Below are 18,535 nucleotides of genomic sequence, written 5' to 3'. Positions count from 1 at the left end.
CGAAGACTTCATAGCCACAAATCACCCGCAAGCTGGCACAAACCTGTTGTTAGGCGCTGGGCGTTTCTGTCGACCGTTTATTTTACAAATCTTTGTCACGTAACGAAAGCATATTTGTTTAATGAGTCCGGTTTGCCAATTATATTTTAGGTCAGACTGAAACGTCCAGTGTCAACAACATTTATTTTTACTTAGTACCACTTTCTTTCATGTCCAATGTCAGTAATCCATGATTCAACAATCTCATAAGCTTCATTAAGACTGTCTTCCATGTCTTTTTTATTTACTTCTTTCTCCCATGTCTTTTTGTTCTTTAGTCTTAAAATTCTCTTGTCATTGTCGTCACTCCAGAACAAATGCAATTTAAAACTCGAGTTGCCTAATGGTACAATTGCTAATTCATATTTAGTCCCTTGATTATCAATTATTGGTATGTGTCTGACTTCTTCGTCTTTGTACTCCTTGTAAACAATTAGTCCGTACTTTTTTAACCAATTGTCCAGTGATTTATCAATTTCCTCAAATGAGCTTGTTGTCATGAAGTAAAAATGTTTCGTCAGTCGTCTTTCTGTCTAAACGCCTTGCGCCTAACGTTTGGGTTTGGGCAGTGGCGGGAATAGGAGCGCTAAAAAATGGAGCGTAGCGGAATGTTTAGCGCGACCTTCACGTCATTGTCCACCGTTACCAAACGTTGTAGCTAAGATAACACTTTATGTTTACACATCACCCCGCCATTGCCCAAACCTGGTGTTGGCAACAGTAGCCTTCTCACTTCTGTTTGGTTAAAACTTTAATGTCATCTATTTCCTTAAAAACCCTATCTGTCTTTCTGTCATGGATATAATAAATGAGTGTCCCTACGTATGGATACACAAATCCATTATTGTCGATTGTTATACTTTTCGGGTCATAATTAAGTCGGACTGTCGTTTTTAGTATGTACCTATATTTTTCAATGTCTTTAGTTTGATAGTCTTTTTTGTCTAAATAAACTGTCTCGAATTTCGGGTCTTTTAATAGAGATGTCTTTTTCTTTTGATATTTTTTAAATTCCCTTTTTTCTGCCTTCGTATCTTGAGGAGTCCTAAACTTGTGTTTCCATCTATTTAGAAAGTCTGAGTAATTGTCAAAAGTTTCGACAACCAATACACATTCGTTTAAGTTCGATGGAATTGAAGATTCGGCAGAGTCGATTTGTCTAATTAAAGAGTCCATTTGTTTTGCAATTGGACTGTTATTAATGTCAGCATACAACTTAGCTTGGTGGTCAGGGTCTCTATTTGCGTTGTCGGAGTAAACACCAAGTATTCCACAAGAAGAGTTGGTCAGTCCAATTATTATGAATAGAAATATTGTCTTAGTCGTCATTGTTCGAAATTGTCGCAGGCTATTGTTGCCAATGTATGTGTTTGTGCAGTGGCGCTGAATCAAAAATAAAAAAATTAAATTAATTCAGCGCCATTGACACAAACATGGTGTTGTGTGCTGTTGGTGCAGCGGTCAACACTGAATTTAAAGTCAAGAAGTGTTTTTAAGTCCAAATTATGAACATATAGATGGGTCTATATGTCTGTTGTTTGGACGGTCAAAAGGGATTTTACGGCTCAATAATCGTCTAAGTAAGTCGTAAAAGCCGTAATTAACCGTTTGTAATCGGTTGCCATCTGGATGATGTCCTCGATAACGGCTAACTTCGTCCCCAAGTCCTTGGAACGGGGTCACCCGTTTGAAAGTGCGAACTTTCCACGGTCTCACCGCAAGGACTTGAATCGAAATCATACTGATTTCTCTACCGTCTTACTTTTAGAAAACTGAGCTGAAATATAAAATCCTCTTTTGTAAAAACACTTTTTATCATTTCAGCTGCACCAATTGCACACAACGTTTGGGTTTGTGATGTTGCGAAATATAAAATTAAAAATTATCCACCATGAAAAAAAGTAATAAAAAACCAAAAATTAATACTGACTCTTCACAGAGCAATAGCACAAACCTGCTGTTGTGTGCTGTTAACTTGTCCTCATCTAATTTAAATGAATCAAATTCTCCAAAGTGTGATAAGGACTTAGTAGTTGCAACTTACTTTGGTCGTCCCTGTAAGCAGTTGTCACATGAGTTAATTGTTGATTCTTCGCCAATTTTACTACTGGAAAGTTGTCCTCAGTATAGGCAGTTTCAAATCCAATTAGTCCCCCTTCTTTAAAATCTAATTGAAAAGTATAAGTTTTAAGTTGTCCCTTTTGAATAATACCAAGGTTAAATTCTTTACTCTTTAATATTTTTAAAAAATAGTCAGCACTTGAATTGTCCGATGATACTAAAATTAAAATGTTTTTGTTAGCTTGTTTAGCAAACTGAACTTCTGTCCAATTGAAATCTTTTAATTCTTTATCAGTCATTGTCGCTAATTATAAAAGTCTAATTTGTCCAAAGTTAATAGCACACAACGTTTGGGTTTGTGACGGCTTGCGGATAGGAGGGCTTGCTAAATGAGGAACGAATGGCAAGCCCGACCAGTCCAAGCTGTCTACCGTTACGAAACTAAATAAAGAAACGAAAACTTCATAGCCACACATCACCCGCAAGCTGGCACAAACCTGTTGTTACCGCCAGTACGCGTCCACCGCTTAATTTTTATGACTCAATAGAGTCTACCGCTAACTTTTTTTGGGACGCGTCTGGCTCCACCTTTACCAAACGTTGTCTGTTGGGTCGTCATTTAAGTCAAAATTGTCTGAAAAAAATTTTTAAGGCGATTTTTCAAAATATCCTTCGCCAAACCTAAAAAAAATTCGCGCTTACGCGCGTTCTCTTTAGTCGCTCGGGGGGGGCGCTGTCTCGCGTTACTCAAATGTCTGCTGAAACTTTAGCCAGGGATTTTTCACCAAGTCAAACGTTACGTTACTGTCTACGAGAACGTGCGAGTCAAATGTTGCCTGCTACGTTACTGTCTGCGGAAACGAACAAGCCAAAAGTTGCCGTCATTGTCTGCGGACGAGTCAGTTGTCTTTTTATTTTTAATTTCCCTGTCCGCGTATTGGCGGTAACGTTTGGGTTTGGGCAGTGGCGGGCTTAGGAGGCCTTAGCAATGGAGCATCGCGGAATGCTAAGGCCGACAAGGTCGTCACTGTCCGCAGTGGGCAAACGTTGTGGCGAAGATAAAAACTTTATAAATACACATCACCCCGCCATTGACCAAACCTGTTGTTGTGTGCTGGCCCGCATTTCCGAAATCTTTGTTAGTAGTCATTAATAGTTGTCTAAAATGTCATCCTTGTTTAATCTCCTGTCTGCCATAAATAATATCCTGTCAGATAACTCAAACGGTATTTTTAACTTGTCGGCCACAGTCCTTAAATCTGTCAAGTATTTTAGATATAAATCAATTTGCTCTGGCAGATGTCTGTTATAGGGTAACTTTAATTTCTCGTCATATATAATTCTGTAAACTCTCTGGTCAATAATCTGAAATATTCTTGGATTTCGGAATCTAAGAATTGTAGAAGCCATTGGAAGTTTAACCCCTTTAGTCTTCAACAACTCAGAAAGAATCTCCCTTGTCAATGTTTCGTTAATTCTCAAGTCCGTCTTCTTGATTTGATTTATTTTGCTGATAAGTTCATTATCTAATTCAGCGTAGCGATTTACTTTCCAGAGAACAATTTCATTGATTATTTCTTGATTGAAGTCAACGTCAACGTTATCTAGCTTAGATGTTAACTTCGTTTGGTAGTCAAAGTCGTTGTCGGATTGAATTATTTTAAAGTCTGAATTCAGAATTGATTTCACAGTCTAATCCTAATTTTAATTTGTTAGCATTTAAAGTCTGTAGCAAATGAATTCGTAGCCCTCAGAGTCCACTTGCTCCAGTTTGAATTTTGTTTTGGGAGTCCAGGGCTTATTGTCGTTTATGTCTTGCATGTCAATTTGCCAAGCTCCATGTTCATTGATTTTATTTTCTTTCAAACTGTCAAATATCTTTTTTGCTATTAAGCTATTCTCCTCAAGTAAGAAGTTAACAAATTGGTCTTTGTCGCAAAAGATGTTTGTATAAATAGGTTTATCGGCTTGCAAGTTCGCTGCAATTGTCACGTCATTGTCCGTGATGCAAACAGTTTCAAGCTCTATTAATTGTCTCTCCATATTAGTTGGGTTCACTGTCCAATGCGGGCTTGCACACAACGTGTTGTGTTTATTTAGTTGCGGGAGTAGGAGGGCTTAAAAATGGAGCGCAGCGGAATGTTAAGCCCGACTTGCTCCGCAACTGTCCGCCTACAGCGGACTAAAATAAGAAACAAAACGTAATTGCCACACCGTACCCCGCAATTAAATAAACACGGTGTTGGCAGGCGTTTTTTCAACAGCAATTATAGTAGAGAACCACTTTTCCTTTTTTCTTTGAAAAAGCAATTTGTCGGCCGTCCTCTTCTCCGATTAGATAATAGAATCCAATTGAAGTCTGGTCGGAAATAATGTCGTCCCAAATTTCCTTATCCCCGTAGTCCTCGTCAAAAGTGTCAGTTTTTGAAATTGCCGGTTGATGAAAATTGTCTGCGTTGAAGAACTTGTCAATTCTTGTTTTTATGTAATCTTCTATTTCACTGTCGGTTGAATTAGCTTTAAGTCCATAGTCCAAAAGCATTGTTGTCTCGTAGCTCTCATTAAGAATTACTTGTCCGTCTTTTGTAATTACTTGAAATCTGAATTGTCCGTTTTTGAGAGATTGTCCTGTTACAACGATTTTAAATGAATCCTTGTCTGTCGTTGATGAAAAGTAATGAAGTGTCTCACTTTTATAAAGAACTGAGTCAATAGTCTTTACTTCAGTTTGTTCAACATTGATGTCATTGTTTAAAGTGTCGGCTTGAGTAAAGGTCTGAGTGTCCGATTTTGTCGTGCAACTCAAAAGTGTCCAAAGTCCTAAGATTAGTAGTTGATTTTTCATAGAAAAAATGACTGCCAACGTTTGGGTTTGGGCAGTGGCGGGCTTAGGAGGCCTTAGCAATGGAGCATCGCGGAATGCTAAGGCCGACAAGGTCGTCACTGTCTACCGTGGGCAAACGTTGTAGCGAAGATAAAACTTTTTACAGACTGGTCACCCCGCCATTGACCAAACCTGGTGTTGTGCACTGTGCGCCTTAGTTCCTCCATTCAATATAATCTGTCGGTTCGTCCGCATCGTCCCACTTAATTGTCATCGAGTCCTTTGTCACTTTTAACACTCGTCCTTTTTGAATGAAGTCGTTGTAATAAATTGTCAAAGAGTCTTTATCGAGTATGTAGGGCATTCTGCCGTCTCCGTCATAGTCCACGATATAAAAATGTTCTTTTTTTATCCAAAAGTCAGCGTGAGGTCCGTCTGGGTCTAACGTCCATATTCTAAAAAGTAATGCGGTGTCAACTGTCGGATTATTAATTATTGTTTTCTCGGGTCGTTTAACATTATCAACGTTCTCCAAGTCGGTGTTATATTCTGAAACTGTGTAAACAGTCCTGTCATCTTTGCCTAAAAGTTCATTATATCCGTGCAGCGTGTCCACCGTGTCCGACTTAGCAGTCGTCTCTAATTCACACTCATTAGTCTCATAGTTCCATCGTCCACCACGGTCGAGGCAAGAGTCTACCTTCAAAAACTTGTCAACCTTGAAGTACCCAAAGGTCAAACCGGTCGTTGTCAAAAGTCCGATGATTAATATTTTAGTTGTCCGTTTACTCATCTGTCCTGGCGCATTGTGCACAACGTTTGTGTTTGCGGTCGGGCGGGGTTTTTGAAAACGTAAACGTCACCCAAACCCGATACGAACTAAAGATACAAAAACTTTAATTTACCCAACACCCCCGCCTGACGCAAACATATTGTTGTAGGCCAGGGCGGTTTGATTTCCATAGAAACTTCAGTCTTTGTCGTTGGTCAACTCGTCATAGAAACTTTGAAAGTTTTTTTTAAGATCCCTGTGTCGGGCGTAGGAGAGATGTCATAGTTTACACGAAAACGTTTAGCGTAGAGTTAAACCAAAAGTCAGCGGTAGCGGCCCATCAGTTCGTTAATAAAAAAAAGCGCGCATCGCGCGACCATATTATTTTATAATTCATTATTTGATTAATTCCTTATTTGATTGGTTGGATTTACTCTGCATTAGAAGTCGTCAGAGCCAGAACTTAAACGTTTACTAAAACGTCATTTGAAAGTTACCGCCTTGCCTACAACGTTTGGGTTTGGGCAGTGGCGGGCTTAGGAGGCCTTAGCAATGGAGCATCGCGGAATGCTAAGGCCGACAAGGTCGTCACAGTCCACCGTGGGCAAACGTTGTAGCGAAGATAAAACTTTAAACTAATACATCACCCCGCCATTGACCAAACCTGGTGTTGTGGGTAGTTGCCGTCAACAATCTCTATTCGTTGTCCGTCAATGTTGTTCAACCCAAAATTTATCGGCAACACTATCAGGTCTAAATTTGATTACCAAAAAGTTTGGGTCAATTGTTGACCAACCAACCGGATAAAACATTAGAGTGTCCGGTTGTCCATGTGCGGCATACCAGTCATTAAAGTTTTTTAATGCTCTGTCCCGATTTTCTACTCTAAAATTTACAGAGTCGACCAAGGATAGTGAATCCGGAACTTGAAGTCCTTTTGGAAGTCTATTTTCAATTTTCTCCAAATATGGTCTGCCTAGTAAAATTATTATTGAGTCTCTGTGTATTCCAGGTTTTAAATAATTCTCGATTAAGTCCTTGGTCATTTGGGCTCTCGGATTGTATCTGTCGGCCATGTCATTATTTGATAGCCATACATTTTTGTTGAATTTGTCCGTGTTGTAATTACTTGAACAACTGTCCAACGTTACTACCAAGATGAAAGTCAAAATTGTTAATTTCATTTTCTGTTGTCCGTCCGTTTTTGGCAATTACCCACAACGTTGGTACATATGACGTGCAGGGTTTTTGAAACACGTCACAGTCCCATGTGGATACACTAAATTAGTTGATTACACGTAAATGGCAACACTTAACCCCTGCATGGCATATGTATTTTGTTAGCGCGCGTTTACTTACTCAAACTCCCATGTTACAACTATTGTCTCTCCATAGTCAATAGATGGTGAGTCAATTACTTGAGCTAATGTCGGCCGTACCATTGATGTCACTAAGTCCACAGTATTAACTTCTACATTTGGAGTAAAGCTTTGTTCACCGTATCTAATTTTTATTATCCTTTTCAATTTTACATTTGATGAATTTGCAATTATCTCAGCTTTCGTCTTGGCGTCAATTATTGCTTTCTCCATTAACTCTTTTCTTATTATTTCTTTTTTCGATTCCGATAACTCGAATTCAAATTTGAAATATGGTCTTAATGGATGAGTCGCCAAGTGCTCAGTAACTTTTGCGTTGAACTCATAGTCAAAGTTGTACTTTACTAGTACTCCTCTGTATCCCTCGAACCTCTTTCTCCCTTTTGGTGGCCTTCGGTATGAGTTATTGTCATTAATATTAAAGTCTGTCACGGTAATTTGGTCTTGTTTAAAGCCATATGCCAATAAATCTTTTCTAATCGTCTCTGAGTCGCTATTTAACTTTCTAACAACTTCACTTCTGTCGTCACTGTCAGCGGTCAGACTGATAATCATTTTCGCATAGTCTGCCTTAGTCGTCAGTTTCCCCACTCCTAAAACTTCAATTTCTTGGGTCTTTGTTTCTTGTCCGAAAACCAGACTGTGAATTGTTGTTGCTAAAATTATCGTCAATAGTTGTTTCATGGTCTGAATGTCAACAGTAAATGCGCGCTAACGTTTGGGTTTATGACGACTGCGGCTTTCGAAGCCGTCTTTGTCCCACGTGTGCGAAACGAAGTTAGTAAAACCGAGCTACATTTCAACCTGTCACCCGCAGTTGGCATAAACCTGGTGTTAGCGCCAGTACGCGTCCACCAGTACGTTAGTTTTGGACTCGATAGAGTCCACCGCTGATTTTTATGGACGCGTCTGGCTCCTACTTTACCAAACGTTGTCTGTTGGGTTGTCATTTGGGTCAGAATTGTCTAAAAAAAATGTTTAAGGAGATTTTTCTAAATATCCTTTGCCAAACCAAAAAAAATTCGCGCTTCGCGCGATTCTCTTGTCTACGTTGGGGGGCGGGTTTCGCGCGTGTCGCGCGCGGCACTGAATTTTATAAGTCTTTTATTAATTATTTATAAGCCCAAAACGTTCCCGCGTGTCCGCGTACACCAAACTAATTGGAAGTCTACGTCAGAAGTTACGTTTTTGTCTGCGTGAAAGAGTCGTTAACGCTAGTCAGTTGTTGCCTGCGGACATGTCTTTATTTTTTTGTCCGCGTATTGGCGCTAACGTTTGGGTTTGGGCAGTGGCGGGCTTAGGAGGCCTTAGCAATGGAGCATCGCGGAATGCTAAGGCCGACAAGGTCGTCACAGTCCACCGTGGGCAAACGTTGTAGCGAAGATAAAACTTTAAACTAATACATCACCCCGCCATTGACCAAACCTGGTGTTGTGGGCTGGCCGCTTATACTAATCTTCATAATTTTCTTTGAGTCGGACAGCTCTTGTCGTTTCGTCCAACTCGTCCAAGAAGTCGACTTCGTAACTAAAGTTCTGTATTCTCCAGCCGTTACCCGGTTGATAAAACTTAAAATTAAACCTTAAAGGCTGTCGGGAGTATTTTACAATGTAAGTCAAGTGGGTAATGCTCTTACCGTATGTACTCTCTTTTATTTTTTCCTGTCCTTGGAAGTCCCCTAGGTCAACTGCGAGTCGTTCAAGTTTTATTGCGACACTGTCCGCGTCTAGTGACGATATGTACTTATTTGTAGGTAAGAGTCTGTTCAATGCTTTTCTCGGTCCGTCCTGTTTATAGGTGTCGAAAAATTTGTTGACTATTTTCTCAGGCTCGGAGGTCTCCTTAGTCATTGTTGTTTTGTCCTCGCACGAGTTTAAAGTCAGTACTGCAATTAAAATTAAAATCCTTCTCATTTGTCGTTAGTTGTTAATTTGTCCAGCGGCTTGCCCACAACGTTTGGGTTTGGGCAGTGGCGGGCTTAGGAGGCCTTAGCAATGGAGCATCGCGGAATGCTAAGGCCGACAAAGTCGTCACTGTCCGCATTGGGTAAACGTTGTAGCGAAGATAACACTTTATGTTTACACATCACCCCGCCATTGACCAAACCTGGTGTTGTGGGTAGTGCCATCTTACTCCCATTTTTGGTTGTCGTTAATTATTAGCTCAAGTTTCTCTTGTCCTTCGTTTGTCAGTCCTCCAAATTTCATGTTGGGGGTAAATGGTCTGCTGTCGGTCATGCCACACCCGTCAAGACACAAATAAATTTTTCCAACAATCTTGTCATTACTGTAAAATCTAAGGATATACTCTGACCCTCTGTAACTCCATGTCGTTTCACCCCAGTCAAAGTTTGTCGAGTCGTTAAAAAAGTTAACAAAGTCAGTAGTGAACTTCTCTTTTAAAGTCTTTGATGTCAGAGAGCTAATGAACGGAGTGTTTTGAAATATTTTAACCTTGTCAACGGTTTGTCGTGGGAACTCGTATTTCTTGTTACCGATGTGCGAACGGTAAATCATTGTTGGGTCTGGCTCTGCTTCAAAAACTGAAGTCTCTTCTAAAGTTAAGTCGTTGTAGTCCGCTCTGAAATAGTCACTCTCCTCAGTCCAATACCAAAGTCCGAGGAGTATTATTAGTCCAACGAGTCCAATTAATCCTTTCTTCATGTGTCGTCACTGTCCGGTGGCATTACCCACAACGTTTGGGTTTGGGCAGTGGCGGGCTTAGGAGGCCTTAGCAATGGAGCATCGCGGAATGCTAAGGCCGACAAGGTCGTCACAGTCCCCCGTGGGCAAACGTTGTAGCGAAGATAAAACTTTATACATACAAATCACCCCGCCATTGACCAAACCTGGTGTTGGCGCCAGTTGCATTACTCAACTTGAATCTTGAGTTCATTAGTTTGTCGTCCGTGTACGCTTAAGGAAATGAAATATGTCCCAGATTTTAGTCCATGACCTTCGTAGCAGTCACAACCGGAAACAATCTCATTCACTTTTAAGTCCCTAGTTAATTTGCCTTTTGGTTTTATGTCTACATACTGTAAATCTTCTTTTGTAAACAATGTCGACCATAAGAAGTACTGTGTATTGTACTTACAATGACTTCTTCCTTTATCATCTTTTAACGAGGCAGTGATACATGTCGGAAACGGTAGGATTGTATGATATTTATGTGTCTCAATAAATTCTATCGTCTGAATAGAGTCAGTAGGATTGAGAATTGTCAGAGTAACTAGAATTGGTTTTCCCGCTGGATAAGGACCTTTTTGAGATATTTTAAGTTCTAATTTGTCAATCGTTTCAAGTTGTCCATATGTCAATGTTGTCCCAAATAGCAACAAAAGTAATATCTGTCTGGATTGTTTAATTTTTGTCATGCAATTGGCGGTAACGTTTTGGGTTTATGACGGCTGCGGTTTTCGAAGCCGTCATTGTCCCCCGTGGGCAAGCGAAATTAATAAAACAAAACTATATTTTAGTGTATCACCCGCAGCTGGCATAAACCTTGTGTTACCGGCCGTGCGCGTCAATCGTCACTTAATTTTGCACTTATCTCAAGTCTACAGTTATTTTTCTTTGACGCGGACGGTCTCCATTATAAAAAAACGTTGTCTCAGTAACCACTTACAATCTGTTTTCTTGTCTTTATTTTTTTATTGTCCTTATAAAATGTCGCTTTTTTGGTGTTTAAGTCAAAATAAATGCTGTCAGTCGGGCGCTCAATTTTAAGTCTAACGTAAGGTCCAATAAAACTAATTTCAACCAAGTCTTTATTGTTTGGAATGATAAGAGTTGCGAGTCCGGTCATGTCAGTTGCTGTCCCTATGATTGGTGTATGGTCTTTTACAACAACATTAGCTCCCCGAATTATTTCTTGTCCAGCGACCAATTTAATTTTAATAGTGTCGGATGATTGTCCCAGAGCAACAGTCTCAGTTACAATAAATAAAATTGTCAGTAGTCTCAAATTCATTTTTCGTCTTTGCGCATGGCCGGTAACGTTTATGTTTATGCAGTGCGGGGAACAGGAGGGCTTAAAAATGAAGCGTAGCGGAATGTTAAGCCCGACCTGCTCCGAACTGTCCCCCGTGACCGAACTACATTGTGAAACATAAACTTTAATTTAACACCAAACCCCCGCATTGCATAAACATTTTGTTGTGGGGCGTACTTTATTGAAAATCTTTTATGTTAAGGTCGTTCAAATGTTTGTCAATTATTTTTGCACCAATTGAGGCAGCCAATTTTTTCACATTGTCCCCCGGGAATGGGTCAACTATGAAACATTTCTTCTTTTTATAATCAAAATTCTCCAAAATCATTTTATTGACTTCTGAGTCTTTACTTCCGTATCCTATGATTATCAATATCTCCGCTTCTTTCAAGTTGTCACGGAACAACTGAAACAATTGCTTAAATAATAACGGCTCTTTATATCTTTCAATTTTTGACGTTGTCCCAGTCAAGAAGTCTGCATGATAGTTAACCCAGCATCTTTCGTAGCTTGAAATTCCCTTTGCGTCAGTAGTCTCCTTATAAAATTCTCCAAAACCAATTCCGTACCTAGTCTTTATGTAAGTTTCCGGAACCATTAAACTTCCATTCGACTTGTAATAAACTCCATAGTCAAAACTGCCGTGAAGTTTATACAGCTTGTACTTGCTGTTATACTTTCCTGTATAACTCCCTAGTCGGCAGTTGTAAGTTCTTCCATTGACGTCCAGTTGTCCATAATACGGAGAACCCAATTCCTCAAATCCGTCACATAGTTCTCCCTCTAACCATTCGGTGTTATTCAATCTTTCAAAAAACAAGTCATGATTTAGTGTATGGACATTGATGGAGTCAGTGTCTTTGCTTAAAGAATTTAGTGTATTCAAAAAGCCAGTGTATCCTGGGAAAATCGGTTTGAGACAATACGCTTCATCATCGTACCATTTTTTGTCGTCCTTGTCGTTTATATAAAATGAAACGAGTTGGTTGTAGATATTTTTTAGACTGAAAATTAATTGCTCAACATTGCCAAACTGAGATAGATATGGTTTAGCAATTTCTTTTACCTCAGGGTCTTTATGAGAGTCATCCATTAAGAAGTCGTAGAATTCCTCATAGTCAAAATGGCCATTCTTCTTATTGAAGTACTGAATCAGTGCTTTACAGAACTCAAATGATATATCATAACTGGTTTGATAACCCCAGTCAGGCTTCTTTCCGTCTTTCCTAACTGCAAGTACTCCACTTGAATGAAAAGCAAATTGGTCACCCGTTGATTTTAAAAGTAGGTCATTGAGTTTGTTTCCAATTGGATATCCCATGGGAGCAGAGAATCCCGCACCTAACAGAAATGAAATTGACTTTGGCATTGTTTAGTTGGTCTAATCTTTCTTAAAAGTATGCCCCACAACGTTTGGGTTTGTGCAGTGGCGCTGGACAAAAATAGAAAATACTTTATCCTTATCCAGCGCCATTGCCACAAACCTGGTGTTGGCGGCAGTTTGCCAATTCATTTCTAGTCAGAATTTTGAGGGTTGGTCTTGAATCATTTTATCCATGGGGCGGACGGCAGGTACATCTGCGGAAGGGACTGCGGCTGAATGTCGGAGCGGAGATGAGCTGTCAGGAAGTGGTTTGGTGTTCCGTGCGTTGGGAGTAATGTCCTTTCTTTTGTCCATGGGGCGGACGGCAGGTACATCTGCGGAAAGGACTGCGGCTGAATGTCGGAGCGGAGATGAGCTGTCAGAAAGTGGTTTGGTGTTCCGTGCGTTGGCCTGCATTCTTTTTTTCATCGGTCGTGTATGTCCTGGTTTTAATGGGACATACACTATGTTGGCGTCTGTTTGCTCACTAATCTTTTATCGCAAATTGACGCCAACGTTTTGGGTTTATGACGGCTGCGGTTTTCGAAGCTGTATTTGTCCCACGTGTGCAAAACGAAATTAATAAAACAAAACTACATTTCAACCTGTCACCCGCAGCTGGCATAAACCTGGTGTTGCCGCCAGTACGCGTCCACCGTTAATTTAATTTTTTGACTTGTCTCAAGTCAACCGTTAATATTTTGTGGACGCGTTTGGCTCGGCTTTACCAAAACGTTGTCTTGTTAACTTAATTGGTTCTTACCGGTCTGAAGGTCTTATAAATTACTGTCGCAATTATCAGCCCTATAAGTCCAATTAACACTGTCAAATACCAATGAGTTATAACAAATTCTGAAATTCTGTCTGTCTGCCCGTCTTGATTATGGAAATAGTAACCAGAGTCTTTCGTGTATTCATACACCCAATTGTAATACGGAAAGATGGTGAATAATATCAAAGTCAGAATTACGGTCATAATTATATTGACAAGTCTGCTATTCGATTTTCTATACAGTCCGCGAATGATGTAAGTGGCCAAAATAATTGTAATCCAAATGATTATTAAGTAAAATGTCTTTGGAAAGATGTAGTAAGTGTCGTGAATCTGTAGGTCTAGTGGTCTCCCATTAAATAATGTGTCACCGAAGCAGAGAAGTCCAATGATGAATGCAATAAATATTGTCCCAAGAATCCATATTATCTCTTTTGTCAACCGTGTCATTTCTTTTTTAGCGTATTGGCGGCAACGTTTGGGTTTGTGCAGTGGCGCTGGACAAAAATAGAAAATACTTTATCCTTATCCAGCGCCATTGCCACAAACCTGGTGTTGGCGGCAGTTTGCCAATTCATTTCTAGTCAGAATTTTGAGGGTTGGTCTTGAATCATTTTATCCATGGGGCGGACGGCAGGTACATCTGCGGAAGGGACTGCGGCTGAATGTCGGAGCGGAGATGAGCTGTCAGGAAGTGGTTTGGTGTTCCGTGCGTTGGGAGTAATGTCCTTTCTTTTGTCCATGGGGCGGACGGCAGGTACATCTGCGGAAAGGACTGCGGCTGAATGTCGGAGCGGAGATGAGCTGTCAGAAAGTGGTTTGGTGTTCCGTGCGTTGGCCTGCATTCTTTTTTTCATCGGTCGTGTATGTCCTGGTTTTAATGGGACATACACTATGTTGGCGTCTGTTTGCTCACTAATCTTTTATCGCAAATTGACGCCAACGTTTGGGGTTTGTTTAGTGGCGGGATAAATCCAACGGATTTGTCCGCCTACACGAATATAACTAAACTTGTTGACACTACGGGCGACTGTGTCGCCCGCCATTAAACAAACCCGGTGTTGTGGCGCGTGTTATAATCGCTTAACAAATCTACTACTAATCCACCCAACTACACGTCCGTATTGAGTTGTGTCAAAGTAGTTGTCCCCATAAAACACACTATTTTGAATTCTGTATTCAGGTAAGATTTCAACGAACCACCATGTTCGTCCTGTTGAGTCGATTTTCTCAGCAAGTGCCAATCCTTTTGTCCCCTTAGTTAGTTCTCCTATTTGATTTCCATTCTTTTCTAGGAATTCGTCAAACGGTTCGTCCTTTATCTCTGGTTCACTTCTTAGAAAATATTTTTCATTTAGTGTCTCAAATGCTATTGGGCTGTCAAAGAACTTGTCTGGTAGGGTTGTATGAGTTAGCATAGTAGCCTGAAATGTCTTTATAAATTCAAATTTTCCGTTCTCATACTTGACGTCATAAGTTTTTAGTATGGTTGTCGGGTCTGCGCAACAACCAGGCTGTGCAATGTAAAGTCTTCTAATTATTTTATCCTGATAGTCAATCTTGCAAAAATGTCCCGATGCGGTAAAGATACTTTTATGTCCTTCATTGGTGCTGATGTAGAATTCAATTAGAAGTCCTTCTGCTAGATAAACCCCATTATAGATAAAGTCACGTTTACCGTCATTATTAAAGTCAACGGCATGTACATAGTCTGGAAAATTGTCCTTTTCATGAGTATAAGTCTCAAAGAATGTGTCTTTCGAAACTGATTTTATAAATTCTGCTCTTTCCGTCCTAGAAGTCTTAATTTCAATTTGAGTCAATTGAAAGTTGTCACATGAATTATATGGAAATATGGTTTGTGAAAAACATACTCTGGTCGTTAGAATTAGTAAGATAAATAGTCTATTCATTTTATGTTGTCTCATAACATGCGCCACAACGTTTTGTGTTTATGCAGTGCGGGGAATAGGAGGGCTAAAAAATGTAGCGCAGCGAAATGTTTAGCCCGACCTGCACGTCTCCGTCCCCAGACACCGAACTAAATTAAGAAAATACTTTTAGTACCTACACAGAACCCCCGCATTGCATAAACATATTGTTGGCAGTAGTAGGGCTAATGGTGGAACTTTATTAATGGCCTAACCTTGACTTTTTCTTAGGAATCACTAATCACTAAAGATAATTGACGAACTACAACCACTGCTCCCGTTATTACATGTACAAGTTTGGCTTACACATCTTTGTATTATTTCTTGCGTACAAGAAGAGCATGGCCAGGAGGTAGTGCATTTCATTTCGCATGATTCAGCTATACGCATGTAATATGTTGCTCCCTTTGATTCATTAGAATTTATTTCCGATAGCGGTATCGTAAGTTTTGTAATAAATTCACCGATTTGATAAGTCATTGAAATCGCCTTAAAGTCACCTTTATTATCTGTTAGGGTTAAAATAGTCGGCTTGTCAACGACAGAAATCTTTTGTTCTTCCTTGGCCAGAATTCTAACTAACTCATTTGATTGAAGTTGGTCATTAAGGTTAAATTTTTCGTCTGTCAAGGCGTCATAATAAATAACTTTCTTGTCAGTAAAGGGTGTTTCAGGCTCACAACTGAAAATTATAGTAGAGATAGTTAGAGCAATTAATACTGGGTATACGATTAGTTTTTTGTTATTTCTCATATTTTTATTTTAAACGTCAGAAATTATCAATCGCTAAAAATTATTGATGCGTCACAACCACTACTAAAACCGCTACATGTGCAACTTTGACTCTTACATCTCTCAATCACGGTCTGTGTGCGTATATCACAATTACTAGCCGTACACTTCATTTCACAAGATTCTGCTTGTCTTGTATAGAAAACCTCATTTTTGGATTCTCTAGCAGAATGAACAGATAACTTATCTGCTGAAATCTGGATAATGGGCACAATCATACTTACCTTGATTCCATTAACTTCATACATAACCACGAGAGCTTCATAGTCACCTTTACTGTCAGATAATTCGGCAATTTGTGCGTCTTTCAAAATCTTAACCTCACCAGATTCCTTTGATAGTATCTTAACTAGTGAATTCAAGTCTGTTTGATTTTCTAGATTAAAACTTTGATTGGACTTTGCGTCTAAGAATATGAACTTTTTTGTTACGTAAGTATCTTCTTTTGTACAACTATGAATTACTGCTGAAAGCATGAGTAAAAACATGCTGAATATTACTGCTGGATGTTTTTGTTTCATAATTATGCTTTTAAGTGGGAGTATAGATTGTTAAGAATTGTAATACACAAATTAAATCGAATGATTACTAATCGCTAAATATAATCGACCCTGTACATTCACCAGTACTTGAACAACTACATGTTTGCTTCTTACATCTTTCTGTTACTTCCTGAGTACAAGTTCCGCATCCTGGTCCCGAAGTGCATTTCATTTCGCAGGACTCCACTAACTGCATATAGTAAATTTGTCCATTAGCCTGTTCAATGTTTTTTGACTTAATATTGTCCACTGAAACTTGTGATATTGGCACAATCATTTTAGTTATAAATTCATCAACTTGGTAATGAACTGAAATGGCTTCATACTCTCCTTGGCTATCTTTGAGAGTTACCAATGATACATTTTTCAATAGTTTGAATGCCTTTGTCTCCTTTGAAAGGACTTTAGATAATTCATTTAAATCTGACTGATTATTTAAACTGAAAATCTTTTCAGAGCTACTTTCAAAGAAAATCCTTTCGGGTTTTGGATTAAATTCTTCCTTGTCTCGTGAACACCCCAGCATAATCCCGAGAGTAACGACCAAAAACATGGAAAATTTAGAAATTTTTGTTTTCATAATTATTTGGTTTAAGTGAACTGTTCTTGTGTTAGAAGTCTAAGTAGTACATTAGAATTTGCGAATAATCAATTAATATCAGCTGAAGTAGCAAAGTTATCTACCAATTCTAATGAGATTCTACATAAAAATTGTAAATGAAATCCCAAGGCAATGCGGTTGTATAGAAGTAACTCCTATGTTTTTTCAAAAAAAATCTGAAATTTTTGGCCTGAATTGACTTTCATCCATAAAACGATGCAAATAGAGGTTTATTTCCAGCCATTAGAACTTCATTTTAGTCCAAGTAGGGAATATTTTAGTTAGTAGAGTGTCCCTCATTAAATGACCAAAATGTCTTGAGCCCTATTACTGCCAACGTTTGTGCTTATGCAGTGGCGGGAATAGGAGCGCTAAAAAATGGAGCGTAGCGGAATGTTTAGCGCGACCTACACGTCACTGTCAACCGTGACAAAACGTTATTTGAAAACTAAAGCTACAAATTTATACCGAACCCCGCCATTGCATAAGCATTTTGTTGGGCACAGTAGCATCACCGTAAACTTTTTAGGAGTCGACTAAATTCGAGAATATGTCCCGCACAGTTCATTTTAGTCGGTAAGGGCGTACTGTGTCCTGCGTCAGGATTGAATTTACAATATCTACAATCTTGATTGTAGTTTGCATAAGTCAGTCCTTTATTTCGTCCCCCTCTCCAAACTCTTTTGTTAATCGGACAATTGTCCACGTAATACATCTCCTTAGTCGATGTGTCAAAATAGAAGTCAAAGTCGTTGTCTTTAAACTTAAACTTCAAATACTTGACCTCCTTTTCTTCGCAATAATTCTTTAATTCATTTTTTATTTGTTTAATCTTTTCGTCTGCCCTTGAGTTGTGTATCCATCTTTTATAAGCTGATTCCTCAATCAGAATTCTTTTATATTCAGCGTCATTGAGAAAATATTTCTTCTCTGTATATAATCTTTTTATTAGTTGTCCTGCGAATACTTCAACTGCAGGTAAATTAAGTCTCCTTATTTTATAAGTCTTTTCATCGTCTACTCCATGTGTTACTCGTATTTCAACAATCAGACTCTTTGTCCCTGAGTCTATAATTATGTCGGGAACTATAAAACCAAGTCGTGATTCAAGTTTAACATCGTCAATTGGGACTTGTGCCTCTTCAATTATTGGAACTTTTGTCCCAGGGAAAAAAATTGGAGGTGTCGTAAAGAATTTAGCCTCTTTAATAAAGTCCTTAGAAAGTCTGTGGGTTACAGTCTCAACGGCTTTACCGCAGTCCGAAACTTTATAGTGTGCAAAATGGTGTTCTTTTACTTCTCCTTTCCTTGCAATCAGTCTTTGTTTGCAGTGTGGGCAGACACAATTGCATTTCAGTCCACTGTCTACATCGTCAATAGTTACAAGTTCGTTGTCCCTTAGTCCGTATGGTAACTTTAACTCCATTCATGCTATTGTGCCCAACGTTTGGGTTTGTGCAGTGGCG

General features: G+C 39.3%; 22 protein-coding genes. 2 read left to right on the top strand and 20 right to left on the bottom strand.

All coding sequences use genetic code 11. From position 1 onward, the window contains the following. Positions 1-191 precede the first annotated feature (191 nt). From QY309_13205 to QY309_13140, 14 genes are all read right to left on the bottom strand, one after another. Entirely contained in the window at positions 192-539 is a 348-nt protein-coding gene (locus QY309_13205) for a hypothetical protein (GenBank protein ID WKZ58824.1), read from the bottom strand. Between the two features lie 229 nt (positions 540-768). Continuing rightward, the gene (locus tag QY309_13200; protein ID WKZ58823.1) at positions 769-1,368 is read right to left on the bottom strand and encodes a hypothetical protein; all 600 of its coding nucleotides are present in this window, start codon (positions 1,366-1,368) and stop codon (positions 769-771) included. Between the two features lie 656 nt (positions 1,369-2,024). Then, positions 2,025-2,399, bottom strand: coding sequence for a hypothetical protein (locus QY309_13195; protein WKZ58822.1), 375 nt, complete (start codon positions 2,397-2,399; stop codon positions 2,025-2,027). An 850-nt stretch (positions 2,400-3,249) separates the two neighbouring features. Then, complete coding sequence (locus tag QY309_13190) at positions 3,250-3,789, bottom strand: hypothetical protein (GenBank protein WKZ58821.1); 540 nt, start codon at positions 3,787-3,789, stop codon at positions 3,250-3,252. Positions 3,790-3,819: 30 nt separating this feature from the next. Further along, entirely contained in the window at positions 3,820-4,143 is a 324-nt protein-coding gene (locus QY309_13185) for a hypothetical protein (protein ID WKZ58820.1), read from the bottom strand. Positions 4,144-4,357: 214 nt separating this feature from the next. Beyond that, the gene (locus QY309_13180) at positions 4,358-5,035 is read right to left on the bottom strand and encodes a hypothetical protein (GenBank protein ID WKZ58819.1); all 678 of its coding nucleotides are present in this window, start codon (positions 5,033-5,035) and stop codon (positions 4,358-4,360) included. Between the two features lie 103 nt (positions 5,036-5,138). Next, entirely contained in the window at positions 5,139-5,678 is a 540-nt protein-coding gene (locus QY309_13175) for a hypothetical protein (protein WKZ58818.1), read from the bottom strand. A 728-nt stretch (positions 5,679-6,406) separates the two neighbouring features. Then, on the bottom strand, positions 6,407-6,742 hold the full coding sequence (locus QY309_13170; GenBank protein ID WKZ58817.1) for a hypothetical protein: 336 nt from the start codon (positions 6,740-6,742) through the stop codon (positions 6,407-6,409). 309 nt (positions 6,743-7,051) lie between these two features. Next, entirely contained in the window at positions 7,052-7,759 is a 708-nt protein-coding gene (locus QY309_13165) for an SIMPL domain-containing protein (protein ID WKZ58816.1), read from the bottom strand. Between the two features lie 1,445 nt (positions 7,760-9,204). Beyond that, positions 9,205-9,738, bottom strand: a complete 534-nt coding sequence (locus QY309_13160; GenBank protein ID WKZ58815.1) for a hypothetical protein — start codon at positions 9,736-9,738, stop codon at positions 9,205-9,207. Positions 9,739-9,944: 206 nt separating this feature from the next. After that, positions 9,945-10,451 (bottom strand): hypothetical protein, encoded by a 507-nt coding sequence (locus QY309_13155; GenBank protein WKZ58814.1) that lies wholly within the window; start codon positions 10,449-10,451, stop codon positions 9,945-9,947. Positions 10,452-10,687: 236 nt separating this feature from the next. Continuing rightward, on the bottom strand, positions 10,688-11,047 hold the full coding sequence (locus QY309_13150; GenBank protein WKZ58813.1) for a hypothetical protein: 360 nt from the start codon (positions 11,045-11,047) through the stop codon (positions 10,688-10,690). A 199-nt stretch (positions 11,048-11,246) separates the two neighbouring features. Then, positions 11,247-12,437: a hypothetical protein gene (locus QY309_13145; GenBank protein WKZ58812.1), complete on the bottom strand. Its 1,191-nt coding sequence runs from the start codon at positions 12,435-12,437 to the stop codon at positions 11,247-11,249. Positions 12,438-12,449: 12 nt separating this feature from the next. Beyond that, positions 12,450-12,581: a hypothetical protein gene (locus QY309_13140; protein ID WKZ58811.1), complete on the bottom strand. Its 132-nt coding sequence runs from the start codon at positions 12,579-12,581 to the stop codon at positions 12,450-12,452. 43 nt (positions 12,582-12,624) lie between these two features. On the opposite strand from QY309_13140, the gene QY309_13135 reads away from it, so the two are divergent. Next, positions 12,625-13,014 (top strand): hypothetical protein, encoded by a 390-nt coding sequence (locus QY309_13135; protein ID WKZ58810.1) that lies wholly within the window; start codon positions 12,625-12,627, stop codon positions 13,012-13,014. Positions 13,015-13,649: 635 nt separating this feature from the next. Here QY309_13135 and QY309_13130 read toward each other — a convergent pair. Next, on the bottom strand, positions 13,650-13,781 hold the full coding sequence (locus QY309_13130; GenBank protein ID WKZ58809.1) for a hypothetical protein: 132 nt from the start codon (positions 13,779-13,781) through the stop codon (positions 13,650-13,652). 43 nt (positions 13,782-13,824) lie between these two features. On the opposite strand from QY309_13130, the gene QY309_13125 reads away from it, so the two are divergent. Further along, positions 13,825-14,175, top strand: a complete 351-nt coding sequence (locus tag QY309_13125) for a hypothetical protein (protein WKZ58808.1) — start codon at positions 13,825-13,827, stop codon at positions 14,173-14,175. Positions 14,176-14,276: 101 nt separating this feature from the next. Here the strand turns inward: QY309_13125 and QY309_13120 are convergent, their stop codons facing one another. The 5 genes from QY309_13120 to QY309_13100 form a co-directional block, all read right to left on the bottom strand. Continuing rightward, positions 14,277-15,026 carry a hypothetical protein gene (locus tag QY309_13120; protein ID WKZ58807.1) on the bottom strand — a complete coding sequence of 250 codons (750 nt, stop codon included), beginning with the start codon at positions 15,024-15,026 and terminating at the stop codon, positions 14,277-14,279. 345 nt (positions 15,027-15,371) lie between these two features. Continuing rightward, a complete protein-coding gene (locus QY309_13115; GenBank protein ID WKZ58806.1) occupies positions 15,372-15,887 on the bottom strand; it encodes a hypothetical protein in 516 nt (171 codons plus the stop codon). Positions 15,888-15,913: 26 nt separating this feature from the next. Next, complete coding sequence (locus QY309_13110; GenBank protein WKZ58805.1) at positions 15,914-16,447, bottom strand: hypothetical protein; 534 nt, start codon at positions 16,445-16,447, stop codon at positions 15,914-15,916. Positions 16,448-16,514: 67 nt separating this feature from the next. Further along, positions 16,515-17,048, bottom strand: coding sequence for a hypothetical protein (locus QY309_13105; GenBank protein WKZ58804.1), 534 nt, complete (start codon positions 17,046-17,048; stop codon positions 16,515-16,517). Between the two features lie 532 nt (positions 17,049-17,580). Next, a complete protein-coding gene (locus tag QY309_13100; GenBank protein ID WKZ58803.1) occupies positions 17,581-18,495 on the bottom strand; it encodes a hypothetical protein in 915 nt (304 codons plus the stop codon). Positions 18,496-18,535: the final 40 nt, after the last annotated feature.

Source organism: Cyclobacteriaceae bacterium (genome assembly GCA_030584025.1).
Lineage (GTDB): Bacteria > Bacteroidota > Bacteroidia > Cytophagales > Cyclobacteriaceae > UBA2336.
This window is presented reverse-complemented; position numbering and strand designations above follow the sequence as displayed.